This window comes from Priestia endophytica DSM 13796 (assembly GCF_900115845.1).
Taxonomy (GTDB): domain Bacteria; phylum Bacillota; class Bacilli; order Bacillales; family Bacillaceae_H; genus Bacillus_I; species Bacillus_I endophytica.
In genome coordinates, this window is record NZ_FOXX01000001.1 from 771,030 (window position 1) to 787,615 (window position 16,586).

Genomic DNA, 16,586 nt, shown 5'->3' on the forward strand with positions numbered 1-16,586 from the left:
TTACCTCACTACCTTTTTTAAATGTGAAATGGTTTTATATAACGCTTGTGCTGCTTTTTTGCCGTCTTCCGGATTATTACAATAAGAAAAACTAAAGCGAATAGCCTGACTAGCTTGTTCAGGTGATTTCCCCATCGCAAGAAGGGTTTTGCTCGGTTGGGCTGTTTTAGAAGAACAGGCAGATGTTGTAGATGCATATACATTTTCATTCTCTAAGCTATGAATGACAACTTCTGCTTTCATCCCTGGAACTGTTACATTCACAATATGCGGAGCAGCTCCGTCTTTCGGCGTATTAATAATAAAGTCTGGGTAAGAAGAAAGTTCTTTTCTAAACTCTTCACTCATTTTTCGTAAAGTCTCTTGGTCGTGTTCAAACGTCATCCGCAAAGCTTTAGCCATAGCTACAATGCTTCCTACATTTTCAGTTCCCGCTCGATGACCGTGTTCTTGAGCTCCACCTGCAAGAAGGGCTGAAAGAGAGATACCCTCTCTTATATATAAAATACCTGCACCTTTTACACCATGAAATTTATGAGCGGAAAATGTGCAAAGATCAATATAACCTAATTTTAAATCGATAGGGACCTTGCCTATCCCTTGAACAGAATCAACGTGAAAAAGAATTTTAGGATACTGTTGCAAGGCAAGACCAATTTCTTCTACAGGCTGCACTGTACCAACTTCGTTATTAACATGCATAACAGATACAAGGATTGTTTCAGGTGTAATAGCATCTAAAATAGCGTTAACAGACACTCTTCCTTCACTATCTACAGGAACATAGGTTATGTTGAATCCCATATCTTCCAACTGTTGCAGTGAACTATGAACAGAGTCATGCTCAACAGTCGTCGTAATAATATGATTACCTCGATTTCCAAAAGTAAAAGCTGTTCCTTTTAAAGCAAAGTTGTTTCCTTCTGTTCCTCCAGAAGTAAAAACAATTTCTTTCGCTTTTACACCTAACAAATCACCAATTTGGCTTCTTGCATATGTTAATAATTTTTCAGCTTCTCCGCCTAGCTTATGAAGAGAAGAAGGATTTGCAAAATAGTCTTTCGCAACCTTTGCATAAGCGTCAATAACTTCGTCATAAGGCTTTGTTGTTGCACTATTGTCTGCATAAATCATCTTCAGTTCCCTCCCTACTTTTTATAATAACTATGATTAATTTCTTTTTTTACAAACTTTTTTTATCATACCATACGAAGAAAGTTTTGCAATAAAGCTGATTGAAAACACAAAGAAAAAAGCCGCTACATTTTATCGTAGCGACTCGTCTTCTTTTAACGAATTTTCAATGGATGAAACAGAACCTGGTTCAACGGTCTCAAGAGCTGAAGACGCTTCTTCATAGGCTCTCTTATATTCGTATTGTCTAAAAGCCTGTTCTGCTTGTAACAAACTTTCAGCAACTTCTGGATGACGGCTTCTGTAGCGGTTTCCATACTGAATCATTCGTTCTACAAGTGCTGCCTCAAAAATCAATTCTTCTGTTTCACGGAAGGAAAGCTGAACTTCTTCAACAGCCTGTTCGAGCAGCTCATTCACAGCTACTGTATCGAGCGGCTTTTCTTCTAATTTTGTGCTAACTTCTTGGATTTTCCCATAAGCACGTTGAATATCTTCTCGATAAGATTCTGGAATTCCAGGTACATTGCTTTTTTCCACAATACGACGAGCTTCAAAAAGCTGCTTGCGCAAGTCTGCAATTTTCTCTTTAGCTGCTAGCTCGTCTTTTCTTAAGTCTTGAAGCATTTCAATATATGCTTGCTGAATACCTTCGACTTTATTCAGCTGTGTTAGCACTTCTTCAAGTTCCTCAAAAATCACGCTATAAGCAATGTTTTGTTGCTCCGCTTTATTGACAATGTTGTAATAAAGATTTGTTAATCGCTTTAGCTCTCGATCAATCTTTTGATAAAGCTCAAGCTCCTCTGGTGTTAAGTGGTAGCTTTTTTGAACAAGAAGCGCCTCTTCTTTCACTTCATGATTTCTTGCCTGAAGGGCTTTAATCATAACTGAAATTCGATCAATGTCCTGATTCATTTGCTGAAATGCACGCGCTTCTTTTTCAAGCATATCGTAAATACCGTCAATCCTAGCATTAATTGCCGCAACACTTGCTTCTGCTTCTTCAATATTTAATGTTTCAATCTCTCCAATAATAGCTTTAGCTGCTCTGCTTAATTCCTCTAATGACTCTTCAATTTGAAGATGCTCAAGAATGTAACCTTCTTCAATCATCCCAATATAGCCTTCTCTTAATTCCTCAAGCTGTGTTGGTACCGTTGTTTGAAGCTCTGTAAAAAGAGCCGGGATCTTCTCAAGATTGTTTGTCATTACTGCTAACCGTTCTTCAATGCTCATTAAAATGGCACTTGCTTGCAAATAGTTGCCATTCTCTGTTTCTTCGTTAAATTTCACAAACTGTTTCTGAATTTTTTCAAGCTTCTCTGTAAGAGGTTCTTCTGCTTTTCCATATGAGTAACGATGTGCAAGCAATCGTTTCTTAGTTTCCCTGAAAAGTTCTTCCATTTCTACAATGGTTTTCTTATTATTTTCCTCACTACCGAGCAAGTTTTGAAGCTCTTCTAAAATTGTGTCAATATCTTGTTTAATATTAGCAAGCTCTTCATCTAAAGAAGCAATACGCGCTTTTGCTTTTCGAAATTTGTACTTATCAGCAAGTTCTTCAATTTCATAAAACGCATCGTCCATTTTAGGCAGGCGTATAGCAACAATGTTATCCCATTTTTCACGCCAGCTTTCAAATAATTCTTCTGTTTCTCCTGTCATTTTAAGCTGTTTCACTTTTGCAATTTCATCTGCTACAGGTTCGCTCATCAATACCGCCTTTATAGAATCCAATCGATCAACTTCTCGATAAACTTTTTTTCGAAGGAAGAAACCGTACAAAATAAATCCTATAATAAGGAGAATGATTATAATCGCGAGCTCCATCTTTATTCCCCCTCACAATGCCGTCCGACTGTTCAATTTTCTTATGTAAATATGTAATGAATGATGTTTTTGTCAATGCTTTTATGATACCATGTTCATAACATTTTTTGAGGAAATTTTTTAATTTTTTTAGATAAATCCTTGGAAATAAACAATATTTCTCATACTTTTCTACATTCTAGCATTTTTTTATCGAAAACGCTTATATTTTGCTGTTAAGGAGAGAGACATTATGAAGAAAGACGGTCACATTCATACTCCCTTTTGTCCACATGGTTCAAGTGATGAATTAAGGAGTTATGTTTATAAAGCAGTTGCACAAGGATTCGAAGAAATTTCTTTTACAGAGCATGCTCCTCTTCCTCCTTCTTTCAAGGACCCTACTCCATTGAAAGATAGTGCTATGAAAGTAAGCGAAATGGAACTCTATATTGAGCAAATTGAGAAAGTGAAAAAAGAGTTTCAAAAAGAAGTGAAGATTAATGTTGGACTAGAGGTAGACTATATTAACGAATATGAAGAAGAGACTAGGCACTTCCTTAATACATACGGGCCATATCTTGACGACAGCTTATTGTCTGTTCATTTCCTTAATAAAGAGGATTCTTTTTACTGCTTGGACTACAGTGCAGAAGAATTTGAACATATCATTACAAAGTTTGGCTCTGTTGAAGAAGTATACAAAGCTTACTTTAAAGCCGTTGCTTCATCAGTTAAAGCAGATTTAGGTTCTTACAAACCAAAACGAATAGGTCATATAACGCTTGTTCATAAATTTCAAAAAAAGTTTCCATGTGAAGTCTCTTTTCAAAATGAAGTCTTGCATATTTTAAATGAAGTGAAGAACCGAAATTTAGAACTCGATTATAATGCAGCTGGATTTCACAAACCACTTTGTCAAGAAGCATATCCTTCTAAAGAAGTTGTTGCACTTGCTCAACAAAAAAACATCCCTCTTGTTTATGGGTCAGATGCCCATTGTGCGAAGGATGTTGGTCAAAGCTATACAAAACTTTTTGAAAGATAAATGTTATTTTACGACAAGCTGCAGCGGAGTGCATGGCAAGCATATATGCTCGTTAATCCACTGCTGTAGCTCACTCGTATATTTAGTAACAAAATACTCCTCATGTGTGAGGACATGAAGTACTTCCGCTGCATACTGCTGATGTAAATAAGGCATTGTCATCATACCCTTAAGCTGCATAATTGTAAATGAAACACTCACATGGCGAAATTCTTTTCTTTTCATACCAAGCTCTAGGAGCATTTTCAAATAATATTTCTCTTTCGTTAAATAGGTTGACATAATCTCCCGGATAAACGTTGTATCTACGGAAAGTTCCCGGTAAATGACCCGAGCAACTTCTCTATGTTCGTGCTGATATTTCATAACATGAAAAAGCATTTGACCGAAGCATTCTCGCACAGGCCGATTTTGAAATGATCGCCATACTTTATCCATTTCTTTAATATATCCTTCGAAGAACTTGGTAACGATATACTCAAGGAGTCCCTCTTTCCCATCAAAGTAGTAAGAGATATTTGCTACATTCACACCTGCCTTTTTCGCAATCTCGCGAACAGAAGTCCCATTAAATCCTTTAATTTGAAACAAGGAAACAGCTGCATCCAACACTCTCTCTTTTGTTTCTACTTTTTCCTTCAACATTGTCACCCTCTCAATATAAAGTGTTTGCAAATTACAAACGAATGTGCAACAATACTTTGAACGATACAAAAGGAATTTATAATAAGGGCTATTGTGACAGAAGCAGACATAAGGGCTACTAGTAACATCAAACACGAGCAGAATATCTAATTTTTTGACTTTATTATAGATGATTCGTTTTATGAACCTTCTTTCCTTCTCTTTTTACTCGACAAAGTTTGGAGGTTCTATAAATACGAAATCGAAATTTGATTTTTTTTCTAGTTGAAAGGGGTTTTTCCATGTTTCATGTCGAAAATTATAGTGGACAAAAAGAGAAAGACTTTGAGCTTGTCATTAAACAACTTCAAGCTCTAACAGCTGATGAACCAAACACTATTGCCAATTTGGCGAATGCTTCATCACTTCTAAATCAATTTTTAGCAGAAATCAACTGGGTTGGTTTTTATCTTACAGATGAAGCTAAAAATCAACTTGTTCTTGGACCTTTCCAAGGGCTTCCTGCATGCGTTCGAATTCCATTTGGAAGAGGCGTTTGTGGTACTGCTGCTGCTGAACAAAAAACGCTTCGTGTTAAAGATGTACACGAGTTTCCAGGCCACATTGCTTGTGACAGTGCTTCTCAATCTGAGATTGTTGTTCCGATCATCAAAGATGGAAAAACAATTGGAGTCTTAGATATTGATAGCCCTATTAAAAACCGTTTTGATGAACAAGATGAAAAATATCTAAATCAGTTTGTTGACGTATTAGTTCAAACGCTATAATAAAAAGGCTGCCAATAAACCACAAAAGTGGTATCCTGGCAGCTTTTTTATTTTTCACAACTTTTTACAACCTGATTTTTTCCGTTATTTTTCGCTTGATAAAGAGCTTTATCAGCCTTAATAAATAACTGATGTGCTGACTTTTCACCCCTTTCCCACGATGAAACGCCACATGAAACGGTTGTGTGTGGAACAGTTTCCTTATGGACTTTTGCGACAAGGCGCTGCGCAATACTGACTGCGATCCGTTGTGGAACATTTGGCAAATAAACAGCAAGCTCTTCACCTCCCCATCTAGCTCCAATATCTCCATCTCTCAAATTGTTTTTAATAATTGAGGCCACTTGTATAATGACTTGGTCTCCTGTTTGATGTCCATACGTATCATTCACTTGCTTAAAATTATCAATATCCAACAAAAGAAGAGAACCAAGTTTGTCCCGTTCTATAGACTGCTGAATTTGCTCATCTAGATAACTTCGTGAATAAAGTTTTGTAAGGTGATCTGTTACAACTAGACTTTCCAACTCCTCTCGCAAAATAGAATTTGTAAAAGCAAGTGTTGAATGATGTACAAGGGATTGTAATACTCTATAGTGGTTAAATGTAAAGAAATAGGGCTTATCATGAACAATGAGGACAAGTCCGGACATTTTATTGTTGTGAATCATAGGAAGCGCAATGAGAGAACGATACGGAAACTTCTCGCCAAATAGCGTATCTGTGTCATTAATAAATTTCGACTCTTTTTCTCTGTTAATTTTCTTATAAATTTTATCAATATAAGGCTTGTTTTCTGTTTGAAAAAACAATTCTGTACTCCCTTCTAATATTTTGTACTTATCATTTGTAATACAGAGGAGAAAACCAACACCTTTAGCATGAAAAAAAGTAATGATTTGCTCTGTCATATAATGAATCGTATCATCTAACCGTAGACTTGAGTTGAGCTTATGTGAAGTCTCATTAATAAGTTTCACATCTTCAATCACCTGTTCCAACTGTTCATGGAGCTTGGCATTTTCTAAAGCTGCCCCTGTTGTATGAGCAACTTTTTCAATAAAATTCATTTCCTGCTCTGAGCAAATGACTCCATTTTCCCCAATCATTTCAAGAACCCCATACACTCCTTGCTTTCCTTGTAAAGGTGCATATAGAACAGAATTTTTTCCATCTTCCATCATCTCAATATGAATTCTTCCTGAAACGTAGGCTTTCATTACTCCAGAGCTCGACTTTTGTTCATTATATTTAATTGTACGAATAGGGAGATCATGACTTACTTCACTATCATGTGAAAGAATAAGTGAACACTCTGCTTTCGGACAAATGGTATCAATCGCAGTAATAACGTCCTTTAACACTTGATTAGGATCTAACGAAGAATAAAGCTTCATTGTGAGATCATAAAGGCCTGCATATCGGGCTCTTTCATATTCTTTCTCTATTTCTTTCTCTACATATTCTAAAAACTGAGTACATGTTCTCCATAAAAGAGGGGAAAATTCAGGTGGCAAAGTATTTTCTTTATATACAATTCCTAAATAAAATTCCTTCAAAGATAGAAAGGGAAATTGAAAAACAGTGGTTTCCCGTCCGCTCTCTTGAAAAGAGAAAATCGTTTGATCGTCTGGTACTTTTCGGACGATATTCACTATATTGTGTTCTTCATTCCACGAAACCTCTTCACTAGTCACTATATATCTATACCCTTTGTGTACTAGAAACGCACCTTCTAATGTACAGGAATCAACAAGAATACACAGGACCTCTTCGTATAAGGAGGAAGGATTTTCTCTATGCATTTTTTCCATCAGCATATCAAAAAAAGATTGTTTTACACGGGTCATTAGTTTTTCTATAGGCATATCAAACTCCTCAGTTTAAATAAACTTTTTATTGTAATTTAAGTTATGTACTCTAAATCATAGTATATATTATAATAAATGTAGTTACTTTTTCCTATTACTTTGTGCCCTTAAACACTCATCTTTTAACCTTTTACTATTTTTCTTCCTTTATTTGTTTTATCCAGAAAAAGATTTGATTTTTTTCTGAGAAGATTATATAATACTCTCTGTGTGAAATATGAAAGGCAGTACTGGCAATCTTTATGGTGAATTCATTTTGTTCCTTAACGATTAAGGTGTATCTTGTAACTCTTGGCTGCTGGAGCGAGGATGCATGAAAACAAAATGAACATGATAAAGGATTGTGGCTGTTTTTATTTCATGCGAAATAAAAACACACAAAAGGAGGAGTCATTATGGCTCGCTATACAGGTCCAAGTTGGAAATTATCTCGTCGTTTAGGTGTTTCACTAAGCGGAACAGGTAAAGAATTAGAAAAACGTCCTTACGCTCCAGGTCCACACGGTCCAGGACAACGTAAAAAAATCTCTGAGTATGGTTTACAATTACAAGAGAAACAAAAATTACGTCATATGTACGGAGTTAACGAACGTCAATTCCGTAACTTATTCGTAAAAGCAGGTAAAATGGAAGGTATCCACGGTGAAAACTTCATGACACTTCTTGAAGCTCGTCTTGATAACATCGTATATCGTTTAGGTCTTGCACGCACTCGTCGTCAAGCTCGTCAATTAGTTAACCATGGTCATATTCTTGTTGATGGTTCTCGCGTTGACATCCCATCTTACCGTGTAACTCCAGGTCAAGTTGTTTCTGTACGTGAAAAATCACGTAACCTTTCTATCGTTAAAGAAGCAATCGAAGTAACAAACTTCGTACCTGATTATGTTACATTTGATGCTGAGAAATTAGAAGGTACTTTCACTCGCTTACCAGAGCGTTCTGAATTACCAGCTGAGATCAACGAAGCACTTATCGTAGAGTTCTACTCTCGTTAATAACAGAAAGCGATTGGACTGGTCCAATCGCTTTTTTATTTATATAAGAAAAGAAGCTAAACAATAAGTGTTTAGCTTCTTTTTTCATTATTTATACTCAATTACAAAGTACTTCTTCTTACCTCTACGAATAACTGTGAACTCACCGTCAATACGGTCTTCCGCTGATAATGTTTTTTGTAAATCTTGCTCACGCTCTCCATTAATATAAACTGCGCCATTTCCGATATCTTCACGTGCTTGACGTTTAGATGGAGAGATTTTTGCTGATACAAGAAGATCAATAAGACCGATTTCTTCGTCTTTCTTTACTTCAAACGTTGGAACATCTTTGAATCCTTGCTTAATCTCAGCACCTGTCAAAGCTTTAATATCCCCTTTGAACAATGCCTGTGAAATACGGATCGCTTGCTCTAAAGCTTTCTCATTATGAACAAGTTTTGTCATTTCTTCAGCTAGTGCTTTTTGAGCTGCGCGTTGCTCTGGCTCTTCTCTTGTTTTGCGATCAAGTTCTTCAATTTCCTCATGACTTAAGAAAGTAAAGTACTTAATGTACTTGATTACATCACGATCATCTGTATTAATCCAGAATTGGTAGAACTCATATGGCGACGTTTTTTCTGAGTCTAACCAAACTGCTCCACCTTCTGTTTTCCCAAACTTCGTTCCATCAGATTTTGTTACAAGTGGGACAGTTAATCCATATGCTTTTGCATTTTCTTCTGATTTGCGAATTAATTCTAATCCAGATGTAATATTCCCCCACTGATCGCTTCCACCAATTTGCAAACGACACCCTTCATTTTGATATAAGCGAAGGAAATCAAGTGATTGTAGGATCATATACGTGAATTCAGTAAATGAAATACCTGTTTCAATACGTGACTGTACAGTGTCTTTAGCAAGCATGTAATTTAAGCCAAAGTTTTTTCCGATATCGCGCAAGAATGACACAACATCCATATTGCCAACCCAGTCATAGTTGTTTGTCATTTTTGCTGCGTTATCGCCTTCTTTAAACTCTAAAAAGCGAGAAAGCTGTTCTTTAATACGCTCAACCCATAGATCCACAACTTCTTTTTCATTTAAAGTGCGTTCTGCTTTTTTACCACTTGGATCTCCAATAAGACCTGTTGCTCCACCAACAAGAGGAAGTGGACGGTGTCCTGCTTCTTGGAATCTCTTTAACATGAGGATAGGAAGTAAATGACCGATATGCAAACTGTCTGCTGTCGGATCAAATCCACAGTAAAGCGTTACACTTTCTTCAGCTAACAGCTTTGTTAATCCTTCCTCATCTGTCATTTGATTAATAAGACCACGGTATTGTAAATCTTCGATAAGATTCATTTTATTCGCTCCTTTTTTCTTTTCAAATAAAAAACGCCCCTTCTATTGCTAGAAGGGACGAGGTTTGATCGCGGTACCACCCTTATTAAAACAATCCACTAAAGATTGTTTTCACTCAGTTACTTTAACGGTATACACCGTCTTTTGCTAATAAATGATTACCTCATTGTTCACAAAAGATGCTCTAGGAGGTAATTCACAAAACAACTTTGTACTGATTTTCACCATCCATCAGCTCTCTAAAACAGGGAGAAGTTTGTTACTAATTCCTTTCATAGCAGTCCATATATTCACATATCATTGATTATGAACGATTTTATCTTAAATTGCAAGAACTGGTCCTAAAAACAGGTATCAAATCTTATGGAAAATATACTACATTAAAGACAAAATACTACATTTCTCGTAAAAATAACTATGCTATAATAAACAGAAGTAAGGGGGATATCATATATGTGGGAAAAGTGGAAAACAAAACTAAAGGAGCTATTAGCTAGCCTTAAAGATGGACAATCATCCACTTATATAAAAAGAGGAAAGTTAGCCTCTCTTGTTATTTATAATATTGTTATTATTGGCCTCGTTTTTTTACTTATAATCGGTTCATTTGCCTTTGGAGCAGGCTCTGGCTATTTCGCTTCCCTCATTAAAGACGAGTCACCTCCTTCTAAAAAGGAAATGAGTGACGCTTTAACGAATTATAGCGAAACAAGCGAAATTTACTTTGCTAACAATGTACCTCTAGGAAAGCTACGATCAAATCTTGAACGTGATGAAGTGAAGTTAGAGAACGTTTCTCCTCACCTCGTTCATGCCCTCATTTCGACAGAAGATGAGTATTTCTATAAACATGACGGAGTTGTTCCAAAAGCTGTTCTTCGAGCTCTTTATCAAGATGTTTCAAATTCCGCTACGAGAACAGGTGGAAGTACATTAACACAGCAGCTTATTAAAAATCAGATGTTAACAAATGAAGTTTCCTTTACAAGGAAAGCAAATGAGATTCTTCTTGCCCTCCGTGTTGAAAACTACTTCTCCAAAGAGGAGATTTTAGAAGCTTACCTAAACGTTGCTTACTTTGGAAGAAACTCAGCAGGAAACAATATTGCAGGTGTTCAAACAGCTGCTCAAGGACTGTTTGGACGAAACGCAAAAGATCTGACACTTGAACAAGCAGCCTTTATTGCTGGCCTTCCTCAAAGTCCATCTCGCTATACACCATTTACGCAAGCTGGACAATTAAAGGAAGATCTTTCTCCAGGAGTAGAACGAATGAAAACCGTGCTCTTCCGTATGAAACGTGCTGGGTACATTAACAAACAGGAGTATGAACAAGCAGTAAACTACAATATTACAAAAGACTTTAAAACTTCTTCTTCTTCTGTTGTAGAAAAGTATCCTTGGTTGAATTTTGAAGTAGAAAAGCGCGTGCGTAAAATTTTAGCAGAGCAGCTTGCAAATCAAGCAGGTGTTAGTACAGAAAAGCTTTATGGTGACAAAGCTCTTCTTCAGCAATATACTGAGCAAGCAGATCTTAATATGAGACAAAACGGCTATCGCATCCATACAACAATTCATAAAAACATCTATGATGCAATGGAAAATGTAACGAAAAATTTCAACGGCTTTAATAACTACGTGAAAGTCAATACCGGCAGTGTGATGATTGATAACAAAACAGGAGCTATTATTAGTTTTGTTGGGGGCCGAGATTATGAAAGTTCGCAATACAACTATGCAACAAGTGTAGAAACGCCTAATGGTTCTACAATGAAGCCACTCCTTGTATACGCTCCTGCAATTCAATCAGGTCTTATCTCAGCTAATAGCATGGTTAATAACAGCGCATTTACGTGGGGGAACTGGTCACCGAAAAATGCAGGGAAGAATTATACAGCACCAGTAACAGTAAGAAAAGCACTTACATACTCTTACAATATTCCAGCTGCAAGAGTATATAAAATGAATAAAGGAAACAATCCAACTTCTTACTTAGAAAAAATGGGCTTTACCTCTCTGCAAAAAAATGATTATGTGAATCCTTCTCTTGCACTAGGGGCAATGGAGCAAGGTGTGACAGTGGAAGAAAACGTCAATGCCTATACTACCTTTGCTAACAAGGGACAGTTTAAAGACGCTTACCTTATTGACAAAATTGAAACGCGCGATGGCAAAGTTATATATCAACACGAAACAAAACCAACAACCGTGTTCTCTACTAATACTTCTTCTCAAATGATTAGTATGATGAGAGATGTTGTACAAAAAGGAACCGCTGCAAGAGTACGAAACTACTTACAGTTTAGTTCTGATCTTGCTGGAAAAACTGGAACAACCCAAAATGAAAATGATTTATGGTTTGTTGCATCAAATCCAAATGTAACATTCGGAACATGGGTGGGACGATTAAATAATCCGCAAAGTTCAGCAAAACCAGGAGATCACTTACGACTGTGGGCTCAGTATATGAATGCAGCATATCGAGTGGAACCTAGTCTTATAGCTCCATCCGAACGTTTTCAACCTTAATAGAAAGAGAGACTGCCAAGGGCAGTCTCTCTTTTTATTAATCTTCCATTGAGGAAAGATCTCCAGCAGGCAAATCAAGCTCCCACGCTTTCAACACGCGGCGCATAATTTTTCCACTTCTTGTTTTCGGTAGCTTTTCTCTAAATTCAATCTCTCGTGGTGCAGCATGTGCTGCAAGTCCTTTCTTCACAAACTGACGAATATTCTCGATAAGTTCATCAGAAGGCTCATATCCATCTCTTAAAGCAATAAATGCTTTAATGACTTCCCCACGCACAGGATCTGGCTTGCCGATAACACCTGCCTCTGCAACAGCCTCATGTTCTACAAGTTTACTTTCCACTTCAAATGGACCTACCCGTTCACCAGACGTCATAATAACGTCATCGACTCTTCCTTGAAACCAAAAATATCCGTCTTCATCCATATAAGCCGAATCACCTGAAACATACCAATCACCAGGCATAAAATACGTTTCATACTTTTCAGGATTATTCCAAATTGACCTCATCATTGAAGGCCAACCTTTTGCAATAGCTAGATTCCCCATTCGATTTGGAGGAAGCTCCTGTCCTCTATCATCTACAATCGCTGCTTTAATTCCTGGAATTGGTTTCCCCATTGATCCTGGACGAATTTCCATTGCTGGGTAATTACAGATCACTTGGCCTCCTGTTTCTGTCATCCACCATGTATCGTGAATGCGGATATTAAATACTTTCATTCCCCATCTAATAACTTCAGGATTTAGAGGCTCTCCAACGCTCACGATATGGCGAAGATTACTTAAATCATACTTCTTCATGAGCTCGTCCCCTGCTCCCATTAACATCCTAAACGCTGTTGGAGCACTATACCAAACAGTTACCCCATAATCGGCCAATGCTTTATACCAGTTATCAGGACTAAAACGACCCCCAACAATTACACTTGTTGCTCCAACAAGCCACGGTCCAAAAATACCGTAAGACGTACCTGTTACCCATCCTGGATCTGCTGTGCACCAGTAAATATCGTCTTCTTTTAAATCAAGCACCCATTTTGCTGTCTGGTAATGTTGCACCATAGCATTGTGTACATGTAAAACACCTTTTGGTTTTCCAGTCGATCCTGACGTATAGTGAAGAATAAGTCCGTCTTCACGTTCCACCCAAACAGGCTCAAATTTTGAACTTGCTTCACTAAAATGTTTATTAAAATCAAGGTAAACATCGTCTTCCTCAACATCTTCTCCTACAATAAGAACACTTTTTAAAGCAGGAAGATCACTGACAGGAACTCTTTCTAATAGCTCCTTCGTTGTGATAAGTACTTTTGCTTCACTATCTTCTAAGCGATCTTTTACAGCCCCCTCCATAAATGCTTCAAAAAGCGGTCCTACAATTGCACCTACTTTAATAGCACCTAGCACTGCAAAATACAGTTCAGGCGATCGAGGCATAAAGATGAACACCCTGTCCCCTTTTTCTACATCTGTGGTCTTTTTGAGAACATTGGCAGCCTTGTTAGACAAAGCACTCATTTCTCTAAAAGTATATTTCTCTTTTCTTTCTCCGTTTTCGTAAAAGAGCGCTACTTTATTTTTCCTGAAAGAGTTTGCATGCCTGTCGATTGCTTCATAGGCCATATTTAATTTCCCACTCTCATACCACGAAAATTGCTCTTCAACGTTTTTCCAGTTAAAATTGCTGTAAACATCATCATAATTTTGTAAGTTATAATTCCCCTTAATCACCGGAAGCGCTTCCATCCCCATATCAAACTCCTCCTTATGTAGCAATTTACAAAATCTATTATAATATAAAATGGAATATTTCTCAATTTTTAAAATATTTATATATTTTACCTTTCATCGTATTGAAAACGCTTTATAAGGTGATTTTTTATGTATAATATAATATATAAGAAAAGATTTTCGAGGTGGTGAATACATTTGAGGCATATAAAAACGTACCACGCCAAAGAAATAAAAACAAAGCAAGGGCCAATTATTGTGGAAGGTCCTATCCAAATAAGTAGATTAAAAGAGCTTCATTTTCATGAAGGATTAACGGCCTTTAGACCCTCTGGTCAACAAAAAGAAGCATTGCTTGAAATTTCAGAGCTTGAAGAAGGACGCATTATTGTTGCCCGTTATAAGGACACTGTTGTAGGATATGTCACCTTTCTATATCCTGATCCACTTGAGCGGTGGTCTGAAGGAAATTTAGAGAATTTGATTGAGCTTGGTGCTATTGAAGTTGCTCCTCCTTTTAGAGAAATATCTATTGGAAAAACTCTTTTAGAAGTTTCAATGATGGATAAAATGATGGAAAACTATATTATTATTACAACCGAATACTATTGGCATTGGGATTTAAAAGGCACTGGGTTAAACGTTTGGGAGTATCGAAAAGCAATGGAAAAAATGATGGAAACAGGAGGACTTACTTGGGTAGCCACAGATGATCCTGAAATTTGCTCTCACCCTGCTAACTGCTTAATGGCTCGGTTTGGTAAGAAAGTAAATCATGAATCTGTTCAGAAGTTTGATCAACTTCGTTTTCAAAATCGCTTTATGTACTAACTTACAAAAGGAGTTGTGAAGGATGATTGTTGAAGAGATTATGAGTAGAAATCTAATTACTCTTCTGCCAACAGATAAAATTAAACAAGCTGTTGTTCTCATGAATAAACATCATGTTCGTCATATTCCTGTTGTGGATAAGGAATATACGCTTCTTGGCATTATTTCAGATCGTGATATAAAAGATGCTGCTCCTTCAATTTTTGCACAAGATCGCGAATTTGAAGAATTCGAGAAGCCTGTTCATGAGATTATGACGAAAAATGTGATTGTAGCATATCCGCTTGATTTTGTTGAAGAAATCTCATTCACCTTTTATGAGAACAAAATTAGCTGCCTCCCTATTATTCACAAAGGCAAACTCGTTGGGATTGTAACCAAAACTGATATATTAAATACCCTTGTTCAATTAACAGGTGCACACCAACCAGGTTCTCAAATTGAAGTAAAGGTTCCAAATGTAGCGGGTAAACTTAGTGAAGTCACAAAGCTATTAAGTGACCATCATCTAAATATTTTAAGCGTTCTCGTTTATCCTTATAAGCAAGATGATACATACCGTACAATTGTTTTTCGCATTGAAACGCTAAACCCGACAAAAGCAATCTATGCCTTGGTTGAACATGGTTATGAAGTATTACGACCTCATATAACGGATGTGATACGATGAAACATGACGCTTTATTTGTTTATTCTCCTGATTTCTTAACATATAAATTTAATGCTCATCATCCTTTTAATCAACTTCGAGTCGAGATGACGTACGATTTATTAAAAGCACTAGGCGCCTTAAGCGATCAACAAGTAATGAAACCTCGTCAGGCTTCTGTAGAAGAGCTTAAGCTTATCCATCATGACGCTTACATTCAGGCTGTTCAGAAAGCAAGCCAAGGACTTCTATCAAAAGATGAAGGGCTGAATTTTGGACTTGGTACAGAAGATACCCCTATTTTCCCTAACATGCATGAAGCAAGTGCTTATCTTGTAGGTGGCACGCTTACTGCTGTTGATCTTGTGATGTCTGGGAGCACTCGTCATGCAATTAGCTTAGGAGGAGGGCTTCATCACGGTTTTTGTGGAAAGGCATCTGGCTTTTGCATTTATAACGATAGTGCTGTAGCCATTAAATATTTACAGCAGAAATACAATGCACGAGTTCTTTATATTGATACTGATGCACATCATGGAGACGGTGTTCAAGTTGCCTTCTATGATGACCCTCAAATTTGCACGTTTTCAATTCATGAAACAGGTCGCTATCTCTTTCCTGGCACAGGGACAATTAATGAAAGAGGCTATGGAAATGGATACGGCTATTCTTTTAATTTACCTCTTGATGCCTATACAGAAGATGAATCATTTTTATACACATACGAAACAGCGATAAGAGAAATTGCTGAATTTTTCAAACCTGACGTCATTTTAACGCAAAATGGCGCAGATGCTCACTATCATGATCCATTGACACACCTTTATACTACTATGGAAACCTATAAACACATTCCTAAAATAGCTCATGAACTAGCTCATAAATATTGTAATGGACGCTGGATTGCTGTTGGAGGTGGAGGATATGATATTTGGCGCGTAGTTCCTAGAGCATGGTCACTAATTTGGCTTGAAATGACTGGGTTCACTCTTAAAGAAGATCTCTTGCCAAAAAACTGGGTTGATAAATGGTCTAAAAGAGCGCAGCATCCACTCTGTACAACGTGGAGTGATCCTCCTAATTTATATAAAAAGGTGCCCCGAAAAAAAGAAATTGAAGAAAAAAATAGTCGTACGCTTCAAAATCTACTTTTTCCTATCCGTGGCACAGAAAGAAATAAAAATGTCACATAAACTAAAAAAATCCGCTTCAAAAAA

13 protein-coding genes and 1 other annotated feature are annotated in these 16,586 nt (G+C 37.0%); of the genes, 7 read left to right on the top strand and 6 right to left on the bottom strand.

Features of this window, described 5'->3' with window-relative positions:
• Both BM012_RS03935 and ezrA read right to left on the bottom strand, forming a co-directional pair.
• Positions 1-1,134 carry a cysteine desulfurase family protein gene (locus BM012_RS03935; RefSeq protein ID WP_061802225.1) on the bottom strand — a complete coding sequence of 378 codons (1,134 nt, stop codon included), beginning with the start codon at positions 1,132-1,134 and terminating at the stop codon, positions 1-3.
• Between the two features lie 132 nt (positions 1,135-1,266).
• Complete coding sequence (ezrA, locus tag BM012_RS03940) at positions 1,267-2,967, bottom strand: septation ring formation regulator EzrA (protein ID WP_061802226.1); 1,701 nt, start codon at positions 2,965-2,967, stop codon at positions 1,267-1,269.
• Between the two features lie 232 nt (positions 2,968-3,199).
• Between ezrA and hisJ the strand changes: the two genes are divergently transcribed.
• A complete protein-coding gene (gene hisJ, locus BM012_RS03945; RefSeq protein ID WP_061802227.1) occupies positions 3,200-3,994 on the top strand; it encodes a histidinol-phosphatase HisJ in 795 nt (264 codons plus the stop codon).
• A 3-nt stretch (positions 3,995-3,997) separates the two neighbouring features.
• On the opposite strand, the gene refZ is transcribed toward hisJ, so the two are convergent.
• Positions 3,998-4,639, bottom strand: a complete 642-nt coding sequence (refZ, locus tag BM012_RS03950) for a forespore capture DNA-binding protein RefZ (RefSeq protein ID WP_061802228.1) — start codon at positions 4,637-4,639, stop codon at positions 3,998-4,000.
• A gap of 281 nt (positions 4,640-4,920) precedes the next feature.
• On the opposite strand from refZ, the gene BM012_RS03955 reads away from it, so the two are divergent.
• Entirely contained in the window at positions 4,921-5,406 is a 486-nt protein-coding gene (locus tag BM012_RS03955; protein ID WP_061802229.1) for a GAF domain-containing protein, read from the top strand.
• Positions 5,407-5,453: 47 nt separating this feature from the next.
• Here the strand turns inward: BM012_RS03955 and BM012_RS03960 are convergent, their stop codons facing one another.
• Entirely contained in the window at positions 5,454-7,274 is a 1,821-nt protein-coding gene (locus tag BM012_RS03960) for a sensor domain-containing diguanylate cyclase (protein WP_061802230.1), read from the bottom strand.
• 398 nt (positions 7,275-7,672) lie between these two features.
• Between BM012_RS03960 and rpsD the strand changes: the two genes are divergently transcribed.
• Positions 7,673-8,275 carry a 30S ribosomal protein S4 gene (gene rpsD / locus BM012_RS03965; RefSeq protein WP_019391177.1) on the top strand — a complete coding sequence of 201 codons (603 nt, stop codon included), beginning with the start codon at positions 7,673-7,675 and terminating at the stop codon, positions 8,273-8,275.
• An 87-nt stretch (positions 8,276-8,362) separates the two neighbouring features.
• Here the strand turns inward: rpsD and tyrS are convergent, their stop codons facing one another.
• Entirely contained in the window at positions 8,363-9,625 is a 1,263-nt protein-coding gene (gene tyrS / locus BM012_RS03970) for a tyrosine--tRNA ligase (RefSeq protein ID WP_061802231.1), read from the bottom strand.
• A 50-nt stretch (positions 9,626-9,675) separates the two neighbouring features.
• Positions 9,676-9,910, bottom strand: a binding site (T-box leader).
• Between the two features lie 168 nt (positions 9,911-10,078).
• Between tyrS and BM012_RS03975 the strand changes: the two genes are divergently transcribed.
• On the top strand, positions 10,079-12,154 hold the full coding sequence (locus BM012_RS03975; RefSeq protein WP_061802232.1) for a transglycosylase domain-containing protein: 2,076 nt from the start codon (positions 10,079-10,081) through the stop codon (positions 12,152-12,154).
• A 37-nt stretch (positions 12,155-12,191) separates the two neighbouring features.
• On the opposite strand, the gene acsA is transcribed toward BM012_RS03975, so the two are convergent.
• Positions 12,192-13,910 (bottom strand): acetate--CoA ligase, encoded by a 1,719-nt coding sequence (gene acsA, locus BM012_RS03980; RefSeq protein ID WP_061802233.1) that lies wholly within the window; start codon positions 13,908-13,910, stop codon positions 12,192-12,194.
• A gap of 177 nt (positions 13,911-14,087) precedes the next feature.
• Between acsA and BM012_RS03985 the strand changes: the two genes are divergently transcribed.
• Genes BM012_RS03985 through BM012_RS03995 form a run of 3 tightly spaced genes read left to right on the top strand, consistent with a single transcriptional unit; the run spans position 14,088 to position 16,562 of the window.
• A complete protein-coding gene (locus tag BM012_RS03985; protein ID WP_061802234.1) occupies positions 14,088-14,720 on the top strand; it encodes a GNAT family N-acetyltransferase in 633 nt (210 codons plus the stop codon).
• Between the two features lie 22 nt (positions 14,721-14,742).
• A complete protein-coding gene (locus BM012_RS03990) occupies positions 14,743-15,390 on the top strand; it encodes an acetoin utilization AcuB family protein (RefSeq protein ID WP_061802235.1) in 648 nt (215 codons plus the stop codon).
• Complete coding sequence (locus tag BM012_RS03995) at positions 15,387-16,562, top strand: acetoin utilization protein AcuC (RefSeq protein ID WP_061802236.1); 1,176 nt, start codon at positions 15,387-15,389, stop codon at positions 16,560-16,562. The genes BM012_RS03990 and BM012_RS03995 overlap by 4 nt, the downstream gene beginning before the upstream one ends.
• Positions 16,563-16,586 lie beyond the last annotated feature (24 nt).

Coding starts and splice junctions, on each gene's coding strand:
- acsA (WP_061802233.1), bottom strand. CDS start 13,910: ATGGGGATGGAAGCGCTTCCGGTGATTAAGGGGAATTATAACTTACAA.
- tyrS (WP_061802231.1), bottom strand. CDS start 9,625: ATGAATCTTATCGAAGATTTACAATACCGTGGTCTTATTAATCAAATG.
- hisJ (WP_061802227.1), top strand. CDS start 3,200: ATGAAGAAAGACGGTCACATTCATACTCCCTTTTGTCCACATGGTTCA.
- ezrA (WP_061802226.1), bottom strand. CDS start 2,967: ATGGAGCTCGCGATTATAATCATTCTCCTTATTATAGGATTTATTTTG.
- BM012_RS03960 (WP_061802230.1), bottom strand. CDS start 7,274: ATGCCTATAGAAAAACTAATGACCCGTGTAAAACAATCTTTTTTTGAT.
- rpsD (WP_019391177.1), top strand. CDS start 7,673: ATGGCTCGCTATACAGGTCCAAGTTGGAAATTATCTCGTCGTTTAGGT.
- BM012_RS03995 (WP_061802236.1), top strand. CDS start 15,387: ATGAAACATGACGCTTTATTTGTTTATTCTCCTGATTTCTTAACATAT.
- BM012_RS03975 (WP_061802232.1), top strand. CDS start 10,079: ATGTGGGAAAAGTGGAAAACAAAACTAAAGGAGCTATTAGCTAGCCTT.
- BM012_RS03935 (WP_061802225.1), bottom strand. CDS start 1,134: ATGATTTATGCAGACAATAGTGCAACAACAAAGCCTTATGACGAAGTT.
- BM012_RS03955 (WP_061802229.1), top strand. CDS start 4,921: ATGTTTCATGTCGAAAATTATAGTGGACAAAAAGAGAAAGACTTTGAG.
- BM012_RS03990 (WP_061802235.1), top strand. CDS start 14,743: ATGATTGTTGAAGAGATTATGAGTAGAAATCTAATTACTCTTCTGCCA.
- refZ (WP_061802228.1), bottom strand. CDS start 4,639: ATGTTGAAGGAAAAAGTAGAAACAAAAGAGAGAGTGTTGGATGCAGCT.